The organism is Flavobacterium hydrocarbonoxydans, assembly GCF_009789235.1.
Classification (GTDB): domain Bacteria; phylum Bacteroidota; class Bacteroidia; order Flavobacteriales; family Flavobacteriaceae; genus Flavobacterium; species Flavobacterium hydrocarbonoxydans.
The window spans coordinates 1-17,839 of record NZ_WSTB01000005.1 but is presented as its reverse complement, the minus strand read 5'-3'; the positions used below and the strand labels follow the sequence as shown (position 1 = coordinate 17,839).

At 34.4% G+C, this 17,839-nt stretch carries 17 protein-coding genes; 15 read left to right on the top strand and 2 right to left on the bottom strand.

All coding sequences use genetic code 11. The features are described from left to right. The first annotated feature begins 14 nt into the window (after positions 1-14). From GON26_RS10155 to map, 3 genes are read left to right on the top strand one after another with little or no spacing between them, the layout of a single operon-like run. Entirely contained in the window at positions 15-317 is a 303-nt protein-coding gene (locus GON26_RS10155) for a DUF6787 family protein (protein WP_160374703.1), read from the top strand. Between the two features lie 56 nt (positions 318-373). Continuing rightward, positions 374-778, top strand: a complete 405-nt coding sequence (locus GON26_RS10150; protein WP_160374702.1) for a hypothetical protein — start codon at positions 374-376, stop codon at positions 776-778. 43 nt (positions 779-821) lie between these two features. Further along, positions 822-1,586, top strand: coding sequence for a type I methionyl aminopeptidase (gene map / locus GON26_RS10145; RefSeq protein ID WP_160374701.1), 765 nt, complete (start codon positions 822-824; stop codon positions 1,584-1,586). A gap of 24 nt (positions 1,587-1,610) precedes the next feature. On the opposite strand, the gene GON26_RS10140 is transcribed toward map, so the two are convergent. Continuing rightward, positions 1,611-1,904: a hypothetical protein gene (locus tag GON26_RS10140; RefSeq protein ID WP_160374700.1), complete on the bottom strand. Its 294-nt coding sequence runs from the start codon at positions 1,902-1,904 to the stop codon at positions 1,611-1,613. A 119-nt stretch (positions 1,905-2,023) separates the two neighbouring features. Here GON26_RS10140 and GON26_RS10135 point away from each other — a divergent pair, with 119 nt between their 5' ends. From GON26_RS10135 to GON26_RS10100, 8 genes are all read left to right on the top strand, one after another. Then, positions 2,024-2,689, top strand: coding sequence for an ABC transporter ATP-binding protein (locus GON26_RS10135; protein ID WP_160374699.1), 666 nt, complete (start codon positions 2,024-2,026; stop codon positions 2,687-2,689). 122 nt (positions 2,690-2,811) lie between these two features. Continuing rightward, entirely contained in the window at positions 2,812-3,576 is a 765-nt protein-coding gene (locus GON26_RS10130; protein WP_160374974.1) for a TIGR02757 family protein, read from the top strand. A gap of 74 nt (positions 3,577-3,650) precedes the next feature. Then, entirely contained in the window at positions 3,651-4,712 is a 1,062-nt protein-coding gene (locus GON26_RS10125; protein WP_160374698.1) for a hypothetical protein, read from the top strand. Beyond that, on the top strand, positions 4,709-6,157 hold the full coding sequence (locus GON26_RS10120; protein ID WP_160374697.1) for a glycosyltransferase family 2 protein: 1,449 nt from the start codon (positions 4,709-4,711) through the stop codon (positions 6,155-6,157). Before GON26_RS10125 ends, GON26_RS10120 begins: the two co-directional genes overlap by 4 nt. Then, positions 6,154-7,407, top strand: a complete 1,254-nt coding sequence (locus GON26_RS10115; RefSeq protein WP_160374696.1) for a YaiO family outer membrane beta-barrel protein — start codon at positions 6,154-6,156, stop codon at positions 7,405-7,407. Before GON26_RS10120 ends, GON26_RS10115 begins: the two co-directional genes overlap by 4 nt. A gap of 2 nt (positions 7,408-7,409) precedes the next feature. After that, positions 7,410-9,617: a DUF4838 domain-containing protein gene (locus GON26_RS10110; protein WP_230407917.1), complete on the top strand. Its 2,208-nt coding sequence runs from the start codon at positions 7,410-7,412 to the stop codon at positions 9,615-9,617. A 10-nt stretch (positions 9,618-9,627) separates the two neighbouring features. Continuing rightward, positions 9,628-9,996, top strand: coding sequence for a response regulator transcription factor (locus GON26_RS10105; RefSeq protein WP_160374695.1), 369 nt, complete (start codon positions 9,628-9,630; stop codon positions 9,994-9,996). Positions 9,997-10,105: 109 nt separating this feature from the next. Beyond that, positions 10,106-11,458, top strand: a complete 1,353-nt coding sequence (locus GON26_RS10100; protein ID WP_160374694.1) for a DEAD/DEAH box helicase — start codon at positions 10,106-10,108, stop codon at positions 11,456-11,458. Between the two features lie 306 nt (positions 11,459-11,764). Here the strand turns inward: GON26_RS10100 and GON26_RS10095 are convergent, their stop codons facing one another. After that, on the bottom strand, positions 11,765-12,874 hold the full coding sequence (locus tag GON26_RS10095) for a lactonase family protein (RefSeq protein WP_160374693.1): 1,110 nt from the start codon (positions 12,872-12,874) through the stop codon (positions 11,765-11,767). Between the two features lie 243 nt (positions 12,875-13,117). Between GON26_RS10095 and GON26_RS10090 the strand changes: the two genes are divergently transcribed. The 4 genes from GON26_RS10090 to GON26_RS10075 all read left to right on the top strand — a co-directional run bounded on the left by GON26_RS10090 (position 13,118) and on the right by GON26_RS10075 (position 17,573). After that, positions 13,118-15,046 (top strand): vWA domain-containing protein, encoded by a 1,929-nt coding sequence (locus tag GON26_RS10090; RefSeq protein WP_160374692.1) that lies wholly within the window; start codon positions 13,118-13,120, stop codon positions 15,044-15,046. 190 nt (positions 15,047-15,236) lie between these two features. Beyond that, positions 15,237-16,490, top strand: coding sequence for a dihydroorotase (locus tag GON26_RS10085; RefSeq protein WP_160374691.1), 1,254 nt, complete (start codon positions 15,237-15,239; stop codon positions 16,488-16,490). 5 nt (positions 16,491-16,495) lie between these two features. After that, entirely contained in the window at positions 16,496-16,822 is a 327-nt protein-coding gene (locus GON26_RS10080; protein ID WP_160374690.1) for a hypothetical protein, read from the top strand. A gap of 106 nt (positions 16,823-16,928) precedes the next feature. Then, on the top strand, positions 16,929-17,573 hold the full coding sequence (locus GON26_RS10075) for an alpha/beta hydrolase (protein WP_160374689.1): 645 nt from the start codon (positions 16,929-16,931) through the stop codon (positions 17,571-17,573). The last annotated feature ends 266 nt before the right edge of the window (positions 17,574-17,839 follow it).

Below are 17,839 nucleotides of genomic sequence, written 5' to 3'. Positions count from 1 at the left end.
CATTACAAATAAAAATGAATCGATTAAAGCAGCGCTGGGGCATTACCTCCAACTTACAACTTACCATTATATTTATTGTTTTTGCCATCACCGGATCGGCATCTGCATGGCTGTCCAGACCTTTTTGTGTATGGTTAGGCATCACCAAAGAAGATTTTGGCGGTTGGTTTACCCTTATCCGATTGATTATCATTTTTCCTATCTATCAGGTTTTATTAGTCGCCATCGGGACTGTTTTTGGACAATTCCGTTTCTTTTGGAACTTCGAAAAGAAGATGCTTAGAAGTATGGGACTGGGATTTTTGTTTAAAGAATAGGATTTATTTCGACCTCCATATAAAATTCTACATTACTAACTAAAAAAAACCTTGCAATGAAGCTGAGAATATTATTTGACAACTACTTCTTCTATATTATTATCTATGCCATCATTTCTATTTTGAATTATTATGCCTTTGATAAAAAAGTCAGTATTGGTGCTTTAGTTGTAATTAGTTTTCTTTGGTTATCCGATTTAATATTTAAAAAAAAGAAATATCTTTTAAATTTAAAAATAGATAGTACTTCTCTTGAAGCAACCTACTTAACTATCTTCTTAAAAGAAAAAACATATACAAAAGAGCGGGAATTAATCAGTAGTACAAATTACTTAAACAGCAAAGCACTATTCAATAAATTTGACCTTTTACAAATTGTAGAAAAAAACAGTGGAGATGTTATCAATTTTAAGATTCTGGAGGAAAATACTCAGGAAAATATTCGGGAGATAATACGTTAATAATTAACTGTTTTAAAAAAAATAAAGCGTAAAAAATACAATCATGTCCATTACAACAGAATCAGAATTAATCGGAATGAAAAAAATTAGTGAGGTGGTTGCCCTAACACTAAAACAAATGCGTGAATACGCTAAAGCAGGTATGTCAACTAAGGAATTAGATGATTATGGCGGTCGTATTCTAAAAAGTTATGGCGCTAAATCGGCTCCTTACGAAACGTATGGATTTCCGGGTTATTCCTGTATCAGTGTAAATGAAGAAGCGGCTCACGGCATACCATCAGCCAAAAAAATATTAAAAGAAGGCGATTTGATTAATATTGATGTTTCTGCAGAACTGGATGGTTTTTGGTCAGATAACGGAGGTTCTTTTATCATTGGAAAAGACATTCATAATCATCAGCCTCTTGTGGATGCCTCAAAACAAATTCTGCATAAAGCAATTCAGAACATCAAAGGCGGTGTTAAGATTTCGGAAATTGGCTATCTCATAGAAACCGAAGCCAGAAAATCCGGATTCAAAGTAATAAAAAATCTGGCAGGTCATGGCGTTGGCAGAAGTCTCCATGAAAAACCTGAAAACATTTTGAATTACAGGGTAAAAACCAATCCCGAAAGATTCAAAAAAAATACCACCGTTGCCATTGAGACTTTTATTTCAACCAATTCAACCATAGCCGTTGAGTTAAAAGATGGCTGGACTCTGGTAGGTAATAAAGGAGGATACGTTACCCAACACGAACATACCATACTGATTACGGATAATGCTCCGGTGATTTTAACCGCAGCTAACGAGATCTGGAATTAAAAATTTAGGGGGAGTAAAAAAATATTATTTCCCCTTCTGAAAAAAATACGTATAAATCCAGGTAATGGTAAACGAAGGAATAATATCCGTAAACGGAATAATCTCCTCTATAAACGTCAAAACACTCGCTACTTTCCCTACTCTGCCTTTGTACATTCTGCTCATTAAAAAAGCCGCTATTGGCGCCCAGATAATATCGCCAAACTCACCTATTCCCGGAATGGTAAAAGTCAACATTCCTATAGCATCAAAAAGCAGTCCCAAAAGTAATTTCTGAGCGCTATTATCCTTTGTATCTGTTATATTTTGTGTTTCCATTTCATTTATTTTTTGTGGTTACTGCAAATATTGCTCCAAAATATTTTATTCCCAAAATTCTGTTAGAACTCATTTTGATATCGGCAGAATCTTTGTTTCTTTGTAAAAACAGTTTCAAAATGATACAGGCAAAAAATATTCAGAAATATTACGATAAACTTCAGGTGCTAAAAGGAGTTGACTTACATATTAAAAAGGGAGAAATTGTTTCTATCGTTGGCGCTTCGGGTGCCGGAAAAACGACTTTACTGCAAATTTTAGGAACGCTGGACAAACCGGAAAAATTGTCAGCTGATACTTCGCTAACCATCAACGGAGAAGATATTCTGAAACTAAATGATAAAGCATTATCTAAATTCAGAAACCTGAATTTAGGTTTCATCTTTCAGTTTCACCAATTGCTTCCGGAGTTTTCGGCTTTAGAAAATGTTTGTATTCCGGCTTATATTGCGGGCGGAAAACCTGCTGAAACTGAGGCTTACGCCAAAAAACTGCTGGACTATTTAGGATTATCGCATAGAATCAACCATAAACCAAATGAGCTTTCAGGCGGTGAGCAGCAACGTGTAGCGGTGGCAAGAGCTTTAATCAATAAACCTGATGTCATTTTTGCCGATGAACCGTCCGGGAATTTAGACACGCATTCTGCCGAAAATCTTCACCAATTGTTTTTCAAACTTCGTGATGAATTCGGACAAACTTTTGTCATTGTTACGCATAATGAAGAACTGGCAAATATGGCCGATAGAAAACTGGTAATGGTTGATGGTTTAATTAGTAATTAGAAGCTGATCTAGCTGTCCACTATATCTTTCATGACAAACCCTGCCATAAAAGGATGCCGTTACTCCCGATAGCTATCGGGACTGGGCTAGGGCTATAGAATATATAAGAACTTTTTTTAATGATGAACCAAACCGAACTCAAAGAATTTCTTGACGAAAAAGTCATTCAATATAACAATCAGGATTTTATTGAGAGCGATCCTGTGCAAATTCCGCATTTATTTTCTCAGAAAGAAGATGTCGAAATTGCTGGATTTCTGAGTGCTACTATCGCTTGGGGAAATCGTAAAATGATTATAAAAAATGCACATCAAATGATGAATTTGATGGGTAATACCCCTTATGATTTTGTCATGTCCCATTCTGAGGAAGATTTAGAACGCTTAGAAAATTTTGTACACCGCACCTTCAACGGAAAAGATTTTGGTGGTTTTATAAAAGGCTTGCAACATATTTATATCAATCATGGTGGTTTAGAAAATGTTTTTGCAAAACATCAGGAACAGGACAGTTTGCAAAAAAGCATCCATGAGTTTAAAAAACTGTTTTTCGAAATCGAGCATTTACCCCGAACACAAAAACATATTTCGGATCCTTTGAACAACTCTGCAGCAAAACGCATCAACATGTACCTGAGATGGATGGTTCGCCAGGATACTAAAGGAGTAGATTTAGGCATTTGGAAAAGCATTTCGCCCGCTGCTTTGTCCTGCCCTCTTGACGTTCATTCGGGTAATGTCGCCCGTAAGTTAGGAATACTTTCGCGTAAGCAAAACGACGGAAAAGCATTGGCCGAATTAGACTTAAAATTGAGAGAAATGGACGCTCTGGATCCTGTAAAATACGATTTCGCTTTATTTGGATTGGGTGTTTTTGAAGGATTTTAGCTTAAAAAATTAACAGCTTTTTTTGTACATAATTGCTGTTTTTTTCTTATATTTACAGTATAAAGTGGTTTTGTATGGAACAATTTATAATGTACCTCAAATATTACGTCATTCCATTTCTTTTAATCAGTACTATATTTTTCACTTTTCTTTTGTTATTAAAAAGGATTCGTCATCAATATTATCTGGTTTACAAAAATTCTATTGCAAGAAAAGCCGATTCGTTTTTGACCGAAATAACCTTATCAAAACTGGATAATGTAACCTTAATACAAAAAGTTTCAGAATTTAAAGAGGCAATACCAATTCATAAATCCTGGTGCAAAGAAATGCTGATCGATGATATGATTCGGCTAAAAAACAATCTGAAAGGAAAAACGGCAAAAACGCTGAATAGGATTTACAAGTTATTAGATTTAGATCACTATTCGGCTGGTTTAATTCGGGATTTTAGAAATTACAAAAAATGTCAGGGCTTTTATCATTTTCAGTCACTGGATTACAAACCTGGAATTTCATTAATCAAAAAATACTTATTTCACCCCAATAAAATTATCCGTTCGAATGCTAATATTGCCTACATCATCTTATCCAAAGGAGACTGGCAGGCGGTTGATACCTTACCGGTTAAAATTTCGATTTTAAATACGATAAAAGTGATGGATATTTTTCATTCGAAAAAAATTCCGATGCCAGAAAATGTCGTGGTCTGGATCGCTTCAAAAAATAGAACCATTTTAAAACTAGCCATTATGACAATGGTTTTTTATAATTACAGGAAAAATTCAGCAGAAATCATTAACTTACTCCATGATGAGGATATTTCTTTAAAAATTGATGTCATCAGAGCCATCAGAGAACTTTTTCTGGAAGAAGCAGAAGCTGAATTATTAATCCTTTTTGAAAGAGAACCACTCGAAATACAATTAGAAATTTTAAAAACCCTAAAAATCATTGGAAGCCCGAAAACCATTGCTTTTTTAAGAAACAGAATCATAAACGAACCTACGAAAGATTTAAAATTAAAAATGGTGACCTGCCTAAACCAGCTCGATAGAAATACCGTAAATAGCTTAGGATTACTAGACCAGGACACTCAAAAAATGATTGATCACGTGAGGCAGTTACAAATATGATACACGATTTTTTATTGAATCTTATAAAAGCGTACGAGGTTTTCGTTGCTTTTTTTTCGGTGTCCTACATTCTGTTTTATGTGGTACTGTCGTTCTTGTCCTATTGGGCAATTATTAATCATTTACGATATCAAAAATACTTAGAAGAAGATGTACTACTACGCTCAAATCATTTATTAGGCGTTTCTGTTGTGGCTCCGGCTTTTAACGAAGGGGTCAACATTGTATATAATGTAAGATCCTTATTGTCGCTCACCTATCCAAAATTTGAAATTATAATTGTTAATGATGGCAGCTCTGATGATACTTTGGAAAAATTAATACGAGAATTTGATTTGGTTAAAGTTGATTTTTATTATCAGGAAAAAATAATAACGCAACCAGTAAGAGGGCATTATAAATCGACCAATCCGATTTACTCGAAATTACTGATTGTTGATAAAATAAACGGAAAAAGTAAAGCAGATGCCACAAATGCCGGTATCAACTCCTCTCAGTATCCTTTATTTTTATGTACGGATGTAGATTGTATTTTAAAACGGGATACGATTCTTAAACTTGCCAAACCATTCATGGAGAATGAAACCCGAGTAATTGCCACCGGTGCCGGTATCCGAATTTCAAATTCATGCGAAATCAAAGAAGGTTTTTTACACAAAGTACATTTTCCGAAAGACTGCTATCCCCGTTTTCAAGAGTTAGAATATGTGCGGTCTTTTCTTTTTGGAAGAATGGCCTGGAGCCAGATTAATGGTTTATTACTGGTTTCTGGAGGTCTTGGAATGTTTGACAAAGAAATTGTGATAAAAGTTGGAGGTTACTGGCATCAGTCATTAGGTGAAGACATGGAACTCGTGACGCGAATGCGAAAATACATGCACGAACAAAAAGAAAAATTTTTAATACTATATATCCCGGAATCACTCTGCTGGACTGAAGTTCCCGAAACAAAAAAAGTCTTTTTGCGTCAGCGCATACGCTGGGCAAGAGGATTAGTACAAACGCTTTTTTTGCATCGTAAAATGTTTTTAAATCCCAAATATGGAAGAACAGCATTTTTAGTATTACCCTTTTTCTTTTTGTTCGAATTTTTGGTTCCGATTATTGAAGCACTTGGTATTATTACATTAGTATCAAGTATTATTTTAGGTACAATAAACAGTTATTTTTTGCTGCTTATTAGTGTTATGGTCTATTTGTTTTACCTGACTATTACCATCATATCGATTCTGATTGATGAATTTTTATATAAAAGTTACGCTAATTATAAAGAACTGATCATATTAATAGGATTTGCAATCATAGAACCCTTTGTTTATCAACCCTTTACGGTGTATGCTTCTTTAAAAGGATATTGGTATTTTATGACTAAAAAAGAACAACGCTGGGGAACGATGGTACGAAAAGGATTTGATCTTCCCAATAAAAAAAATCTGAACTTATGAAACCTTGTAAAACGCTACATATAATCATATCCTTTTTCATCCTGTCATCGTTTTTCAGTTCTAAAATTAGTGCTCAAAAAATAGATACCGACAGTCTTTTGAATGTTATTATACAAGATATGAGAATCAAAAATGATTATCAACAAAATATAAAACGTTCGTTATTAGGCAAAAAACTGGCTCCTGATTATCTTGATTTTCATTTGCTTTTAGGCCGTAATTATGATCTTATCAAACAAAAAGACAGCGCACGGTATTATTATAATTATGTGATTGAAAAAAATCCTAAATACGAAGATGCTTATCTCTATCTGATTAATCTTGACATTCAGGACAAACAATATACTGAAGCCGAAGTTGTTGTCAACAAAGCCATTGAGATTTATCCCGAAAATAAAAATTTCCGACTGCAGCGAATCTCCATTTATGCTTTGCAAAATGATAGTAAAAATGAAGCAAAATATTTAAAAACAATTAAAGCTAAATATCCCGAAGATCCTCAAATTCAGCAACTGATTGTAGATTTGTATTCTACTCTAAATTCTAACCGGATTGGTGTTTATTATAGCCTCACTTCTATCGACAGAGAAGGCGTTGGCCCATGGCACTTAGGAAGCGTTGATTATATCCGGCAAAAAAAATGGGGCAGCTTAATTGGCAGGGTTAGTTATGCGAATCGTTATTCTTATGATATGAGTATCGCAAAAGGAATTCAGTTTGAAGCTGAATCCTATATTTACACCGGAAAAAAAACATATTCCTATTTTGACGCCGCTTACAGTCCTGATGTTGTTTTTCCGAAAATTCGCCTCGCTTATTCTTTTTATTATAACTGGAAAAGCTGGGAAGCCGATTTGGGTTTTCGCTACACCAAATCAGGTTCAGCAGATTTAACGGCTATCAATATTGGCACCGGAAAATATATTGGTTCTTTCTGGCTTAATTTCAGAACGTATCTTCAAAAACACAATCCGGCATTTATATTTAGTTCAAGATATTATCTGAAAACCAAATTTGATTACCTGACCTTAATTGGCGGCTACGGAACCTCTCCTGATGACAGGACCACTTTAGGGCAATTAGAACAAAGAGTTCAGCTAAGTTCTTATCGAATGACCGCTGGGTATTCGAAACTATTTAGCAGTCATTACATCATAGGGATTTCAGCAACTTACAACAATCAGGAATATGCCGAAAATGCCCGACAAAAAGAAGTAGAGGCCGGTTTATCTTTTCAATATAAATTTTAAGAATGAGAAAAAAACAGTTCAATATCGTATTTCAAATTTGTTTTTTTCTCCTGATTCCCTTCAGTATGATGGCACAATCTCCTATTATCATTACGTCTAAAAGTAATATTGTTGCCGAAACAGAGCAAACAAAACCTGCAGCGTTACTTTTAAAAACAAATCTTGACAAAGCTTTTTCATCATCATTTACTATCATTTCTGAAGTTCAAAATGATACTGAATCCTCAATCGTATTACAGTTTTCGGATGCCTTGAAGCCTGATGAATTTGTTATCAAAAGTAATTCAAATAGTATTTTTTTAATAGCTTCTAACGAAAAACAGCTTCGTTATGCGGTTTATACTTTGCTGGAGATTTGGGAATTCAGAAAATTCACAGCCAGCGAAACCTATATCCCGAAAATTAGTCAGGTTGTCTTTAATCAAAATCAAAGCAAAACCTATCATCCTGCATTTGAATACCGTACCTTACTTTATCCGGATTGTTACGAAGAAACTTTTAGAGACTGGCATAAACTCGACTGGCATGTTGCTGATTTTGGTATTTGGGGACACACCTTTAATCAGCTTGTTCCTGCTAAGGATTTTTTTAAAACCAATTCAAAACTTTTTGCGCTTTATGAACACGACCGAAATAGTGAATCTCTCTGTATGACTAATGATACGGTGGTTGATTTGGTTACAAAAAAAATGACACAAATTATTGCAGCACATCCCAATGCCCAATTTTATTCGGTAAGCCAGAATGACGATGTGGTATATTGTGAATGCCCTAAATGCGATGCTCTCAATAAAAAACACGGAGGACCACAAGGATCATTTTATTATTTTTTGAATAAAATAGCGGCTCATTTTCCAAACAACAAAATTACAACACTTGCCTATTTGCATACTTTCAAACCGCCTTTAAATCTTAAAATAGAACCTAATATTTATACCATTCTTTGCCCTATAGAACTGGATCGCAGTAAAACTTTAAACAGCGAAAATTCAGCGGCATTCATGAAAATACTTCAAAACTGGTCTATCACAGCTCCTCATTTGTACTTATGGGATTATACCGTTCAGTTTTCTAATTTTTTGTCTCCGTTTCCAAATATCCAATCGTTTTCAGAAAATTATAAAACCTTTCAAAAAAACAAAGTAAAAGGATTGTTTGTACAGGGTTATGCTGATGTGCCCGGAGATTTTTCGGAGTTAAGGCAATATCTTTTAGCCAAATTATTATGGGACACGGAAATTGATATTGAAGCCACAACAGCTGATTTCTTAAGAGGTTTTTACGGAAAAGCGGCTCCGTTTGTTCAACAATACCTGAATCTTTTAGAAGAAAAGCAAAAGAAAAGCAACACCTATCTTGATATTTATTCCGGTCCAGTTCAGGCCCGAAATACTTTTCTGACTCCGGAAGCCATGACTGAATATGATATTCTTTTGGAAAAAGCTTCCGTTGCTGTTGAAAGCGATTCGGTACTTAGTTCCCGAATTCTAAAACTGCGTCTGGGTTTGGAATTTGTTTATTTTGAGCAGGCTAAATTTTATGGAAAAAACCAACATGGAATGTTTTACGTAAATGATAATGGAGAAAAAGAAGTCAAAGAAGGATTAACCGAAAGAGTTTTGGCTTTTACAAAAGCATGTAAGCAATTTGGAATTTATGAATTGAGCGAAGACGGAATAACGCCTGACAACTATTATAAGGAGTGGCAGGAAATTGTAAAAAACAGAATCAGTCATTTGGGTGAAGATTTGAAAATACATTTTATCAATCCGCCATCGGATGATTTTAAAGGAAAAGGAAGTTATGGCTTAGTTGATGGCAACCGCGGATATAAAGATTTCAACATCAACTGGATGGGCTGGTATGGAACGAATCCCGAATTTGAGATTCTAAGTCAAAACCTAGAATTTTCAAGGTTAAAAATTAACTTTTTAAACGATCAGCGCCATTGGGTTTTTACCCCAAAAAAAATAAAAATTTACGGTTATAAAGACCAGAAATGGAAACTCTTAGAGGGAAAAGATGGTGACATTTTAACAGAAGACACATCAATTACAACAAAATCATGGGAGTTTACCAATAAGCACTTTAGTAGCTTTACCAAAATAAAAATTCGGGTTGAAAATCATACTGAACTACCAGACTGGCGAAAAAGAAAAAACAAAAAGCCAATGATTATGATTGATGAAGTGGAACTCTACAAAAATTAAAAACTAGAAAATGAATACAAGCGACAAAAAAATCATGATTATCGAAAATGATGAAATGACGATCGAAATCCTGAAATTTCTTCTGAAGAAAGAAGGCTATAAAATAAGCATCGCAAAAGACGGCATCAATGCTGTGGAAAGAATTCCGATTATTCTGCCTGATTTAGTGATTACTACTATCATTATTCCCCTTAAATCAGGTTTAGAAATCATCAATTATATTAAAGAAAATTTCAAAGGTATGGCGGTAATTGCACTTTCATCATTAGGCGAAGAAGAAAATACGGTTGAAGAAGCTTTTAAATTGGGCGTTGATGATTTTATTACAAAACCATTTAATCCAACTGAGCTTTTATTGCGAATAAAACGATTTTTATAGAATTTAAAACTGATTTTTTGAGAAATCTGAATCCCAAAAACCATTGTAATTTTCAACAATCGCCGATTTTCAGCTATTTATAGCTATCTTTGCACAAAATTTAATGCAAATGAGCACTTTCGAAAAATTCAATCTTCCAAAATCAGTACAAAAAGCAATCGACGAATTGGGCTTTGTTACGCCTACTCCTATTCAGGAAAAATCCTTTTCTGTAATTATGTCTGGCCGCGATATGATGGGAATTGCACAAACCGGAACGGGTAAAACATTTGCTTATTTATTACCCCTTTTAAAATTATACAAATTTACTCCCACCAACACACCAAAAATTGTAATTCTTGTCCCAACCCGTGAACTTGTGGTTCAGGTAGTTGAAGAACTTGAAAAACTAACTAAATACATGTCGGTTAATACTTTAGGGATTTTTGGTGGCGTAAACATTAATACTCAGAAAAAAGCCGTTTACGAAGGTGTTGATATTTTGGTAGGTACGCCTGGTCGAATGATGGATTTGGCGCTGGATGCTGTTGTACGTTTTGATGAAACGCAAAAATTAGTCATTGATGAGTTTGATGAGATGCTGAATTTGGGTTTCCGTACGCAATTGACTGCATTATTGGCCATGATGAAAACCAAACGCCAAAATATTCTTTTCTCTGCAACCATGACCGATGAAGTGGATGCCGTTTTGAATGACTTTTTTGATTTTCCGGAAGAAGTTACTTTGGCTGCTTCGGGAACTCCGCTTGAGAACATTACACAAATCACATACAACGTTCCTAACTTTAATACAAAAGTAAACTTGCTGAAACATTTATTAGCAAACAACGAAGACATGAGTCGTGTTTTGGTTTTTGTGAATAATAAAAAGATTTCGGATATGCTTCACGATCGTATCGAAGAAGATTTTGAAGGTCAGTTTGGGGTGATTCACTCTAATAAATCTCAGAATTATCGTTTGAGTACGATGGCTGAATTTCAGGAAGGAAATCTTCGTGGTTTGATTACTACTGATATTATGGCGAGAGGTTTGGATATTTCGAACATTACGCACGTTATCAACTTTGAGCTTCCGGAATTCCCAGAATTGTATATGCACCGTATTGGTCGTACCGGTCGCGCCGATGCAACCGGAACTGCAATCAGTTTTGTGACACCTCGCGAAGAAGAATTTAAAGTAGAAGTAGAAGTTTTGATGAATACTGAACTTGAAACTACTGAATTTCCTGAAGAAGTTGAAATTTCAACAAAATTAATCGAGCCTGAAAAAGACAAACAACCGATTAAGTTTTTGATGAAAAAAGTAAAACTTGATGGTGAAGGCGCTTTTCACGAAAAAGCCAAAAAGAATAAAAAAGTCAATCTTGGTGGCCCATCCAAAACTAAAAAGAAAACACATGGTTCTGTCAACAGAAACATGCTGAAGACCAGAGATAAGAAGAGAAAAGATAAGGATAAATAGATTTTTTTTGAAGGTTCTAAGTTGCTAAGGTACTAAGGTTCTGAGATTAAAATTTCAATAAAAAAATTCCAAATTCCAAAGTTTAAGCTTGGGATTTGGAATTTTTATTTTGTTGTAATTAGTCATTCTGTTAAGGCTGTTTTCTCTCAATCAACGGAACTAGCCCAGATAGTAGTGGAAATCCTTTTGTGCCGGGGTTCGGCACAAAAGATTGCAACGGATAGCTGGAAATAGCTCCTAAAAAACAACTTTATAATTATTTAAATCGTAATAATACAAAGTCTATAATCTTAGTAACTTAAAAATCTATATTTTAGTAAACACCAACCCAACTGGCGAACACAATTCGATTTTCTTTCCTGTGTCTGTAAGTTTTCCGGTCGTTTTGTCTCTTTTGAAAATGATGATATCATTGGTATATTGATGTCCTGCCAAAAGGTAATTTCCAGTTGGGTCGATGGCGAAATCTCTTGGGCCTTTTCCTAAAGTACTCACCTGCTCTACCCACTCTGTTTTTCCGTCTTTAAGGATTTTATAAACCGAAATTGCATTGACATCGACACGATCAGAAACGTATAAAAACTTTCCGTCAGGCGAAATTTTGATAGCTGCTGCGCCTGTTCCACCTTTAAAATCTTTTGCCAGAATACTTGTTTCTGCTAATAATTTCAGTGTTCCGTCTTTGTAACTAAAAGTAGTTAACGTTCCGTCTAACTCCTGAACTAAATATACAAACTTTCCGTCTTTACTGAATGTTAAATGTCTTGGCCCGCTACCCGCTTTTACATCGACACTTTCTTTTAGTGTCAGCATTTCGTTTTTAGAATCTGGATTGTATTTGTAAACAAACACTTTATCCAAACCTAAATCATTTGCTAAAACATATTTTTTATCAGGCGAGAAACAAACCATGTGTACGTGCGCTTTTTCCTGACGCGCCACATTTGGTCCTTTACCTTCGTGCTGGATCAATTGTTGTGCAGTCGAAATGCTTCCGTCTGTATTTTTCTTAAAAACGGCAATATTTCCACCAGAATAATTCGCAATAATTACATTTTTACTGTCATTAATCAAATGACAAGGATCGGCTCCTAATGATTCGTTTTTATTTAAAAAAGTAACTTTTCCTGATTTTGAATCGTATCCAAAAGCGCTCGTGGTACTTTGCGTCCCGTTTTCATTAACAGCATAAATAAATTTATTATCTGCCGAAACCGACAAATAACTCGGACTTACAACGTTCTCTGATGCGTTTTTTAATTTGAATTCACCTGTATTCGCATTGAATTCATACACATAAATTCCTTTACTGTCGCACGTATTGGTGTAAGTGCCCACCAATAAATTGAATTTGCTTTGTGCCTGCAAACTAGTTAGTGCAAAGGTTGAAAAAAGCAGCATATATAATCTCTTCATAGTTTTTAATTTGTTTTTTGAATAGGCTAAAATAGGCAATTAAATCATTCGCAAATAGAATTTTTGTTACAAATGAAAATTCAAAAGTTATATTTTTCCGATGTGCATTCTACAATTTGAAACCTCTAATTTTGTTTATTTTTTTAATAAAGAAATGTTTACTCACAATCTAATCTATTGCCTGTCTGGTTTGATTAAAAATTTGTATTTTTGACCGATACACTCGCTAATAATTAAGCCCGAATGCACTTTAAACAGCCCGAAATTCTATACTTTCTTTTTTTATTGATTGTTCCAATTTTGGTTCATTTATTTCAATTAAGACGTTTTAAAACTTCTTATTTTACCAATGTTCGTTTCTTAAAAGAGCTTTCGATTCAAACGCGAAAAAGTTCGAAAATCAAAAAAAGATTGTTACTCGCAACGCGTTTATTATTACTGACTTGTGCCATTATAGCTTTTGCACAACCTTTTTTTGAAGCCAAAGACCATAAAAATGCTTCGAACGAAATGTATATTATTCTGGATAATTCGTTTAGTATGCAAGCCAAAGGAAAAAAAGGTGAATTGCTCAAACGTGCCGTGCAGGAATTATTAGAAAATACTCCCGAAAATGCACAATTTTCCTTGCTTACCAATACTGAAAACTACTGGAATACGGATATAAAATCGGTTCGAACTGATTTGCAAAACCTGAAATACAGTGCCACTCCGTTTGAACTTTCATCGATTTTGGCAAAAGTAAAAGCACATAAATCGGCTCATAAAAAAGATATTGTCATTATAACGGATGCTGTTGGTTTAGCCGAAAAAGATGTTCAAAATATTGATTCTGAAGAAAAACCCTATTTCTTAATTTCGGAAGCGGAACAAAAAAATAATGTTTCGATTGATAGTGTTTTTATCAATCAGACTTTGGAGAATTTCTACGAAATAAGTGTTAATTTATCCGCTTATGGCGAAGATTTCACACCCGTTTCAACCGCTTTATACAATCAAAACAAACTGATTGCCAAAACGATTATCAATTTCGATTCGAAGAAAAAGAAAATCAATTTTACAATTCCAAAAGAAGCTTTTCATGGTTATGTTTCCATAGAAGATAACGGTTTGGTTTACGATAATAAACTGTATTTCAGCATTTCGAAAACTAAAAAAACAAATGTTATCAGTATTGGAAATCCTGAAAAAAGCAATTTTCTATCAAGAATTTATACGTCAGACGAATTCAATTATAATAATTTTTCGATTAGCGGATTGGATTATAATAGTGTAGAAAAACAAAATACTATTATTTTAAATGAATTAGAAGATATTCCGCAAGCATTGCAAACCACTTTGAAAGCTTTTGTACAAAAAGGCGGCAATGTAGTTGTGATTCCTTCAGAGAAAAGTTCGGTTAGTAATCTGAATACTTTCCTTGGTAATTTTGGAAAAATTCAGTTTCAGAATTTAGAAACCAAAAGCAAATTAATTACCCAAATCAACTTTGACCATCCTTTGTTTTCAGGTGTTTTCGAAAATAAAATCACAAATTTTCAATATCCAAAAACAAATAGTTCTTTCACGATTTCAAGCGCTTATCCAGCCGTTTTATCGTATGAAGACCAAAGCGTTTTTGTAACCACAATTCAAAACCCAGTTTCAGGAGTTACCGTTTTTTCGGCACCAATAAATAGTGTAAATTCTAACTTTCAGCAATCTCCGTTGATTGTTCCGTTGTTTTATAAATTAGCACAAAACAATCAGAAAACGGGTGTAAATGCCTTGACAATTGGTAACAATCAACCTTATTTTGTGGATGTTTTAATGAATAAAGATGCGATTCTGGAAGTAAAAGGAAATGACGATTCATTTATTCCGATTCAGCAAATCTTGAATAACAAGGTCAAATTAACGTTTAATGATTTGCCGGAATCAGCAGGAAATTATAGTGTTTTTGACAGAAAAGAATGGGTTGAAAACCTGAGTTTCAATTACAAACGAAGCGAAAGTGATTTGAGCCAGGTGAACACAAATGTGGTTTCGGATTTCAAAACTGCTGATACCATCTCGACCATTTTTAATACCCTACAAACTGAGCGGACAGACAGCCAAATTTGGAAATGGTTTGTTATCTTTGCACTGTTATTTTTAGCATTAGAAATGGCAATTATCAAATTCGTAAAGTAAACTTAAAGGTTTGCTTTTTGCTCTTAGTTTGTCATTCCGAGGAACGAGGAATATCCGTGAGAAGCTCGACAAAGATTGGCTTTCGGTTACGGAGTTTCTTGTGGAGATTCCTCGTTCCTCGGAATGACAAACAGTATGACTAAAAATGTTAAAAATTACGATTCTAATTTAAAATAAAATTTATCTACATATGAAAATAATCATCAGAAGCGCCAAAATTATCGATTCAAAAAGTCCGTTTCACAACCAGACCGTTGATGTTTTAATTGCAGATGGTTTTATAGAAAAAATAGGAGCTTCACTAGAAAGCGATAACGCAACCGAAGTGAAATTCGATAATTTACATCTTTCCCAAGGCTGGTTCGACAGCAGTGTTTCGTTTGGAGAACCAGGTTACGAAGACCGCGAAACCATAGCAAACGGACTGAATGTGGCTGTCAAAAGTGGGTTTACAGCAATTGCCCTACAACCCAACTCCTACCCTGTTATCGACAATCAGTCTCAGGTGAATTTTGTAAAAAATAAGGCAAATGGTTTTGCAACAGAACTTTTCCCGATTGGCGCCTTAACCAAAGGCAGCGAAGGAAAAGATATGGCTGAATTGTTTGATATGAAAAATACCGGAGCCGTTGCTTTTGGCGATTATAATAAAAGTATCGACAACGCCAATTTGTTAAAAATTGCGCTGCAATACGTTCAGGATTTTGATGGTTTGGTAATTGCATACGCACAAGATGCCAACATAAAAGGAAATGGAGTTGTTAATGAAGGAATCGTTTCGACCCGATTAGGTTTGAAAGGAATCCCAAATCTGGCTGAAGAATTACAAGTAGCCAGAAACTTATTTTTATTAGAATATACAGGTGGAAAATTACATATTCCGACGGTTTCTACAGCAAAATCTTTAGAATTAATTAAAGAAGCCAAAGCCAAAGGTTTACAAGTAAGCTGCAGTGTTTCGGTGCATCATCTGACGTTAACAGACGTTCAGTTAGAAGGTTTTGACACCCGTTATAAAGTGACACCGCCATTGCGTACTGATGCTGACAGAATTGCGCTCGTAAACGGTGTTTTGGATGGAACGATCGATATGATTACCTCTGACCACAATCCAATAGATATCGAATTCAAAAAAATGGAATTTGATACGGCCAAAAACGGAACTATTGGTCTTGAAAGTGCTTTTGGAGCTTTATTAAATGTTTTGCCTCTGGAAACTGTTATCGAAAAACTGACTTTAGGAAAAGCTATTTTCGGAATTGAAAATAATGCAATTACGGAAGGCGAAAAAGCAAACTTTACGTTGTTTACTCCTGAAGGAAAATCAATTTTTACTAAAGAAAACATTCTTTCTAAATCTAAAAATTCTGCTTTTTTAGGAACTGAAATCAGAGGTTCTGTTTACGGAATCTTCAATCAAAATCAACTTGTTATCTCAAAATAATTACAATGAATAATTCAATCGAAGAGGGAAAATCAATTGCAATCACCAGCTATATTTTAATCATTGGTGTTTTAATCGCAATGTCGATGAACTCTGAAAATAAAAATAGTTTTGCTTCTTTTCATATACGTCAGGCTTTAGGATTATCGCTCACTTTTATTTCGTTAGCCTTAATTATCAGTCCATTTGACAGCTTTTTCATCACTTTCCCAATGTGGATTTGCGTTTCTGTTTTATGGACCTATGGAATTTTTAGCGCCATTCAGGGTCATACCAGACCTATGCCATTAGTTGGTGAATGGTACCAAAAATGGTTTAAAACTATCGGATAAAATTGCAATATCAATGTCAATTTCAATGTCAAAATTCAATTCTGAACTACAAAACTCATAACCCACAACTCATAACCCACAACTCAAAACGCATAACTTTCAAAAAATGAATCTATCTTTAGAATATAAAATACAGGCACCAAAAGTTGTTTTAGATAAAAATCCAGTATTACTTTTATTGCACGGTTATGGCAGTAACGAAGAAGATTTATTTTCTTTTGCTACAGAACTTCCCGATACTTATTATGTTATTTCGGCCAGAGCGCCTTATGATTTGCAATACGGAGCTTATGCCTGGTATGCGATTAATTTTGATGCCGATCAGAATAAATTTTCAGATAACGAGCAGGCGAAAATTTCGCGTGATACAATTGCAAACTTTGTAGATGAGTTGGTTGCTAATTACCCAATTGATGCCAATAATGTAACCTTAATTGGTTTCAGTCAAGGTTCTATTTTGAGTTATGCTGTGGCACTTTCGTATCCTGAAAAAATTCAGCGTGTAGTAGCGATGAGTGGTTATTTTAATGACGAAATCATCAAAGAAGGTTACGAGAAAAACGACTTCAAGAACCTCAAAATATTCGCTTCACACGGAACTGTAGATCAGGTAATTCCGATCGATTGGGCCAGAAAAACACCAGCAGCTTTAGAAAAGCTAAATATCCCGGTTATTTATAAAGAATATCCTGTTGGTCATGGCGTTGCGCCTCAGAATTTCTTTGATTTTAAGAATTGGCTTTTGGGGTAGTTTTAATCTGAGTCGATGAATAACGTAAGATTATTCAAAAAATAAATAATCTATATCCTTAGCATTTTATTAAAATGAAAACATATACTTTAGAAGAAATTACTGCTGAGTTAATTGGTGAAATTGGAACTCCAAACAGAGATAAATTTGAATATGAATTATTGATTGATTTAATTGATTATTTAAGTTAAACTAATCATTTATTCAAGAAAAGAGAAATCAAAAAGCATAAAATATACAGAGATATTTTATACTTCTTACGTTTC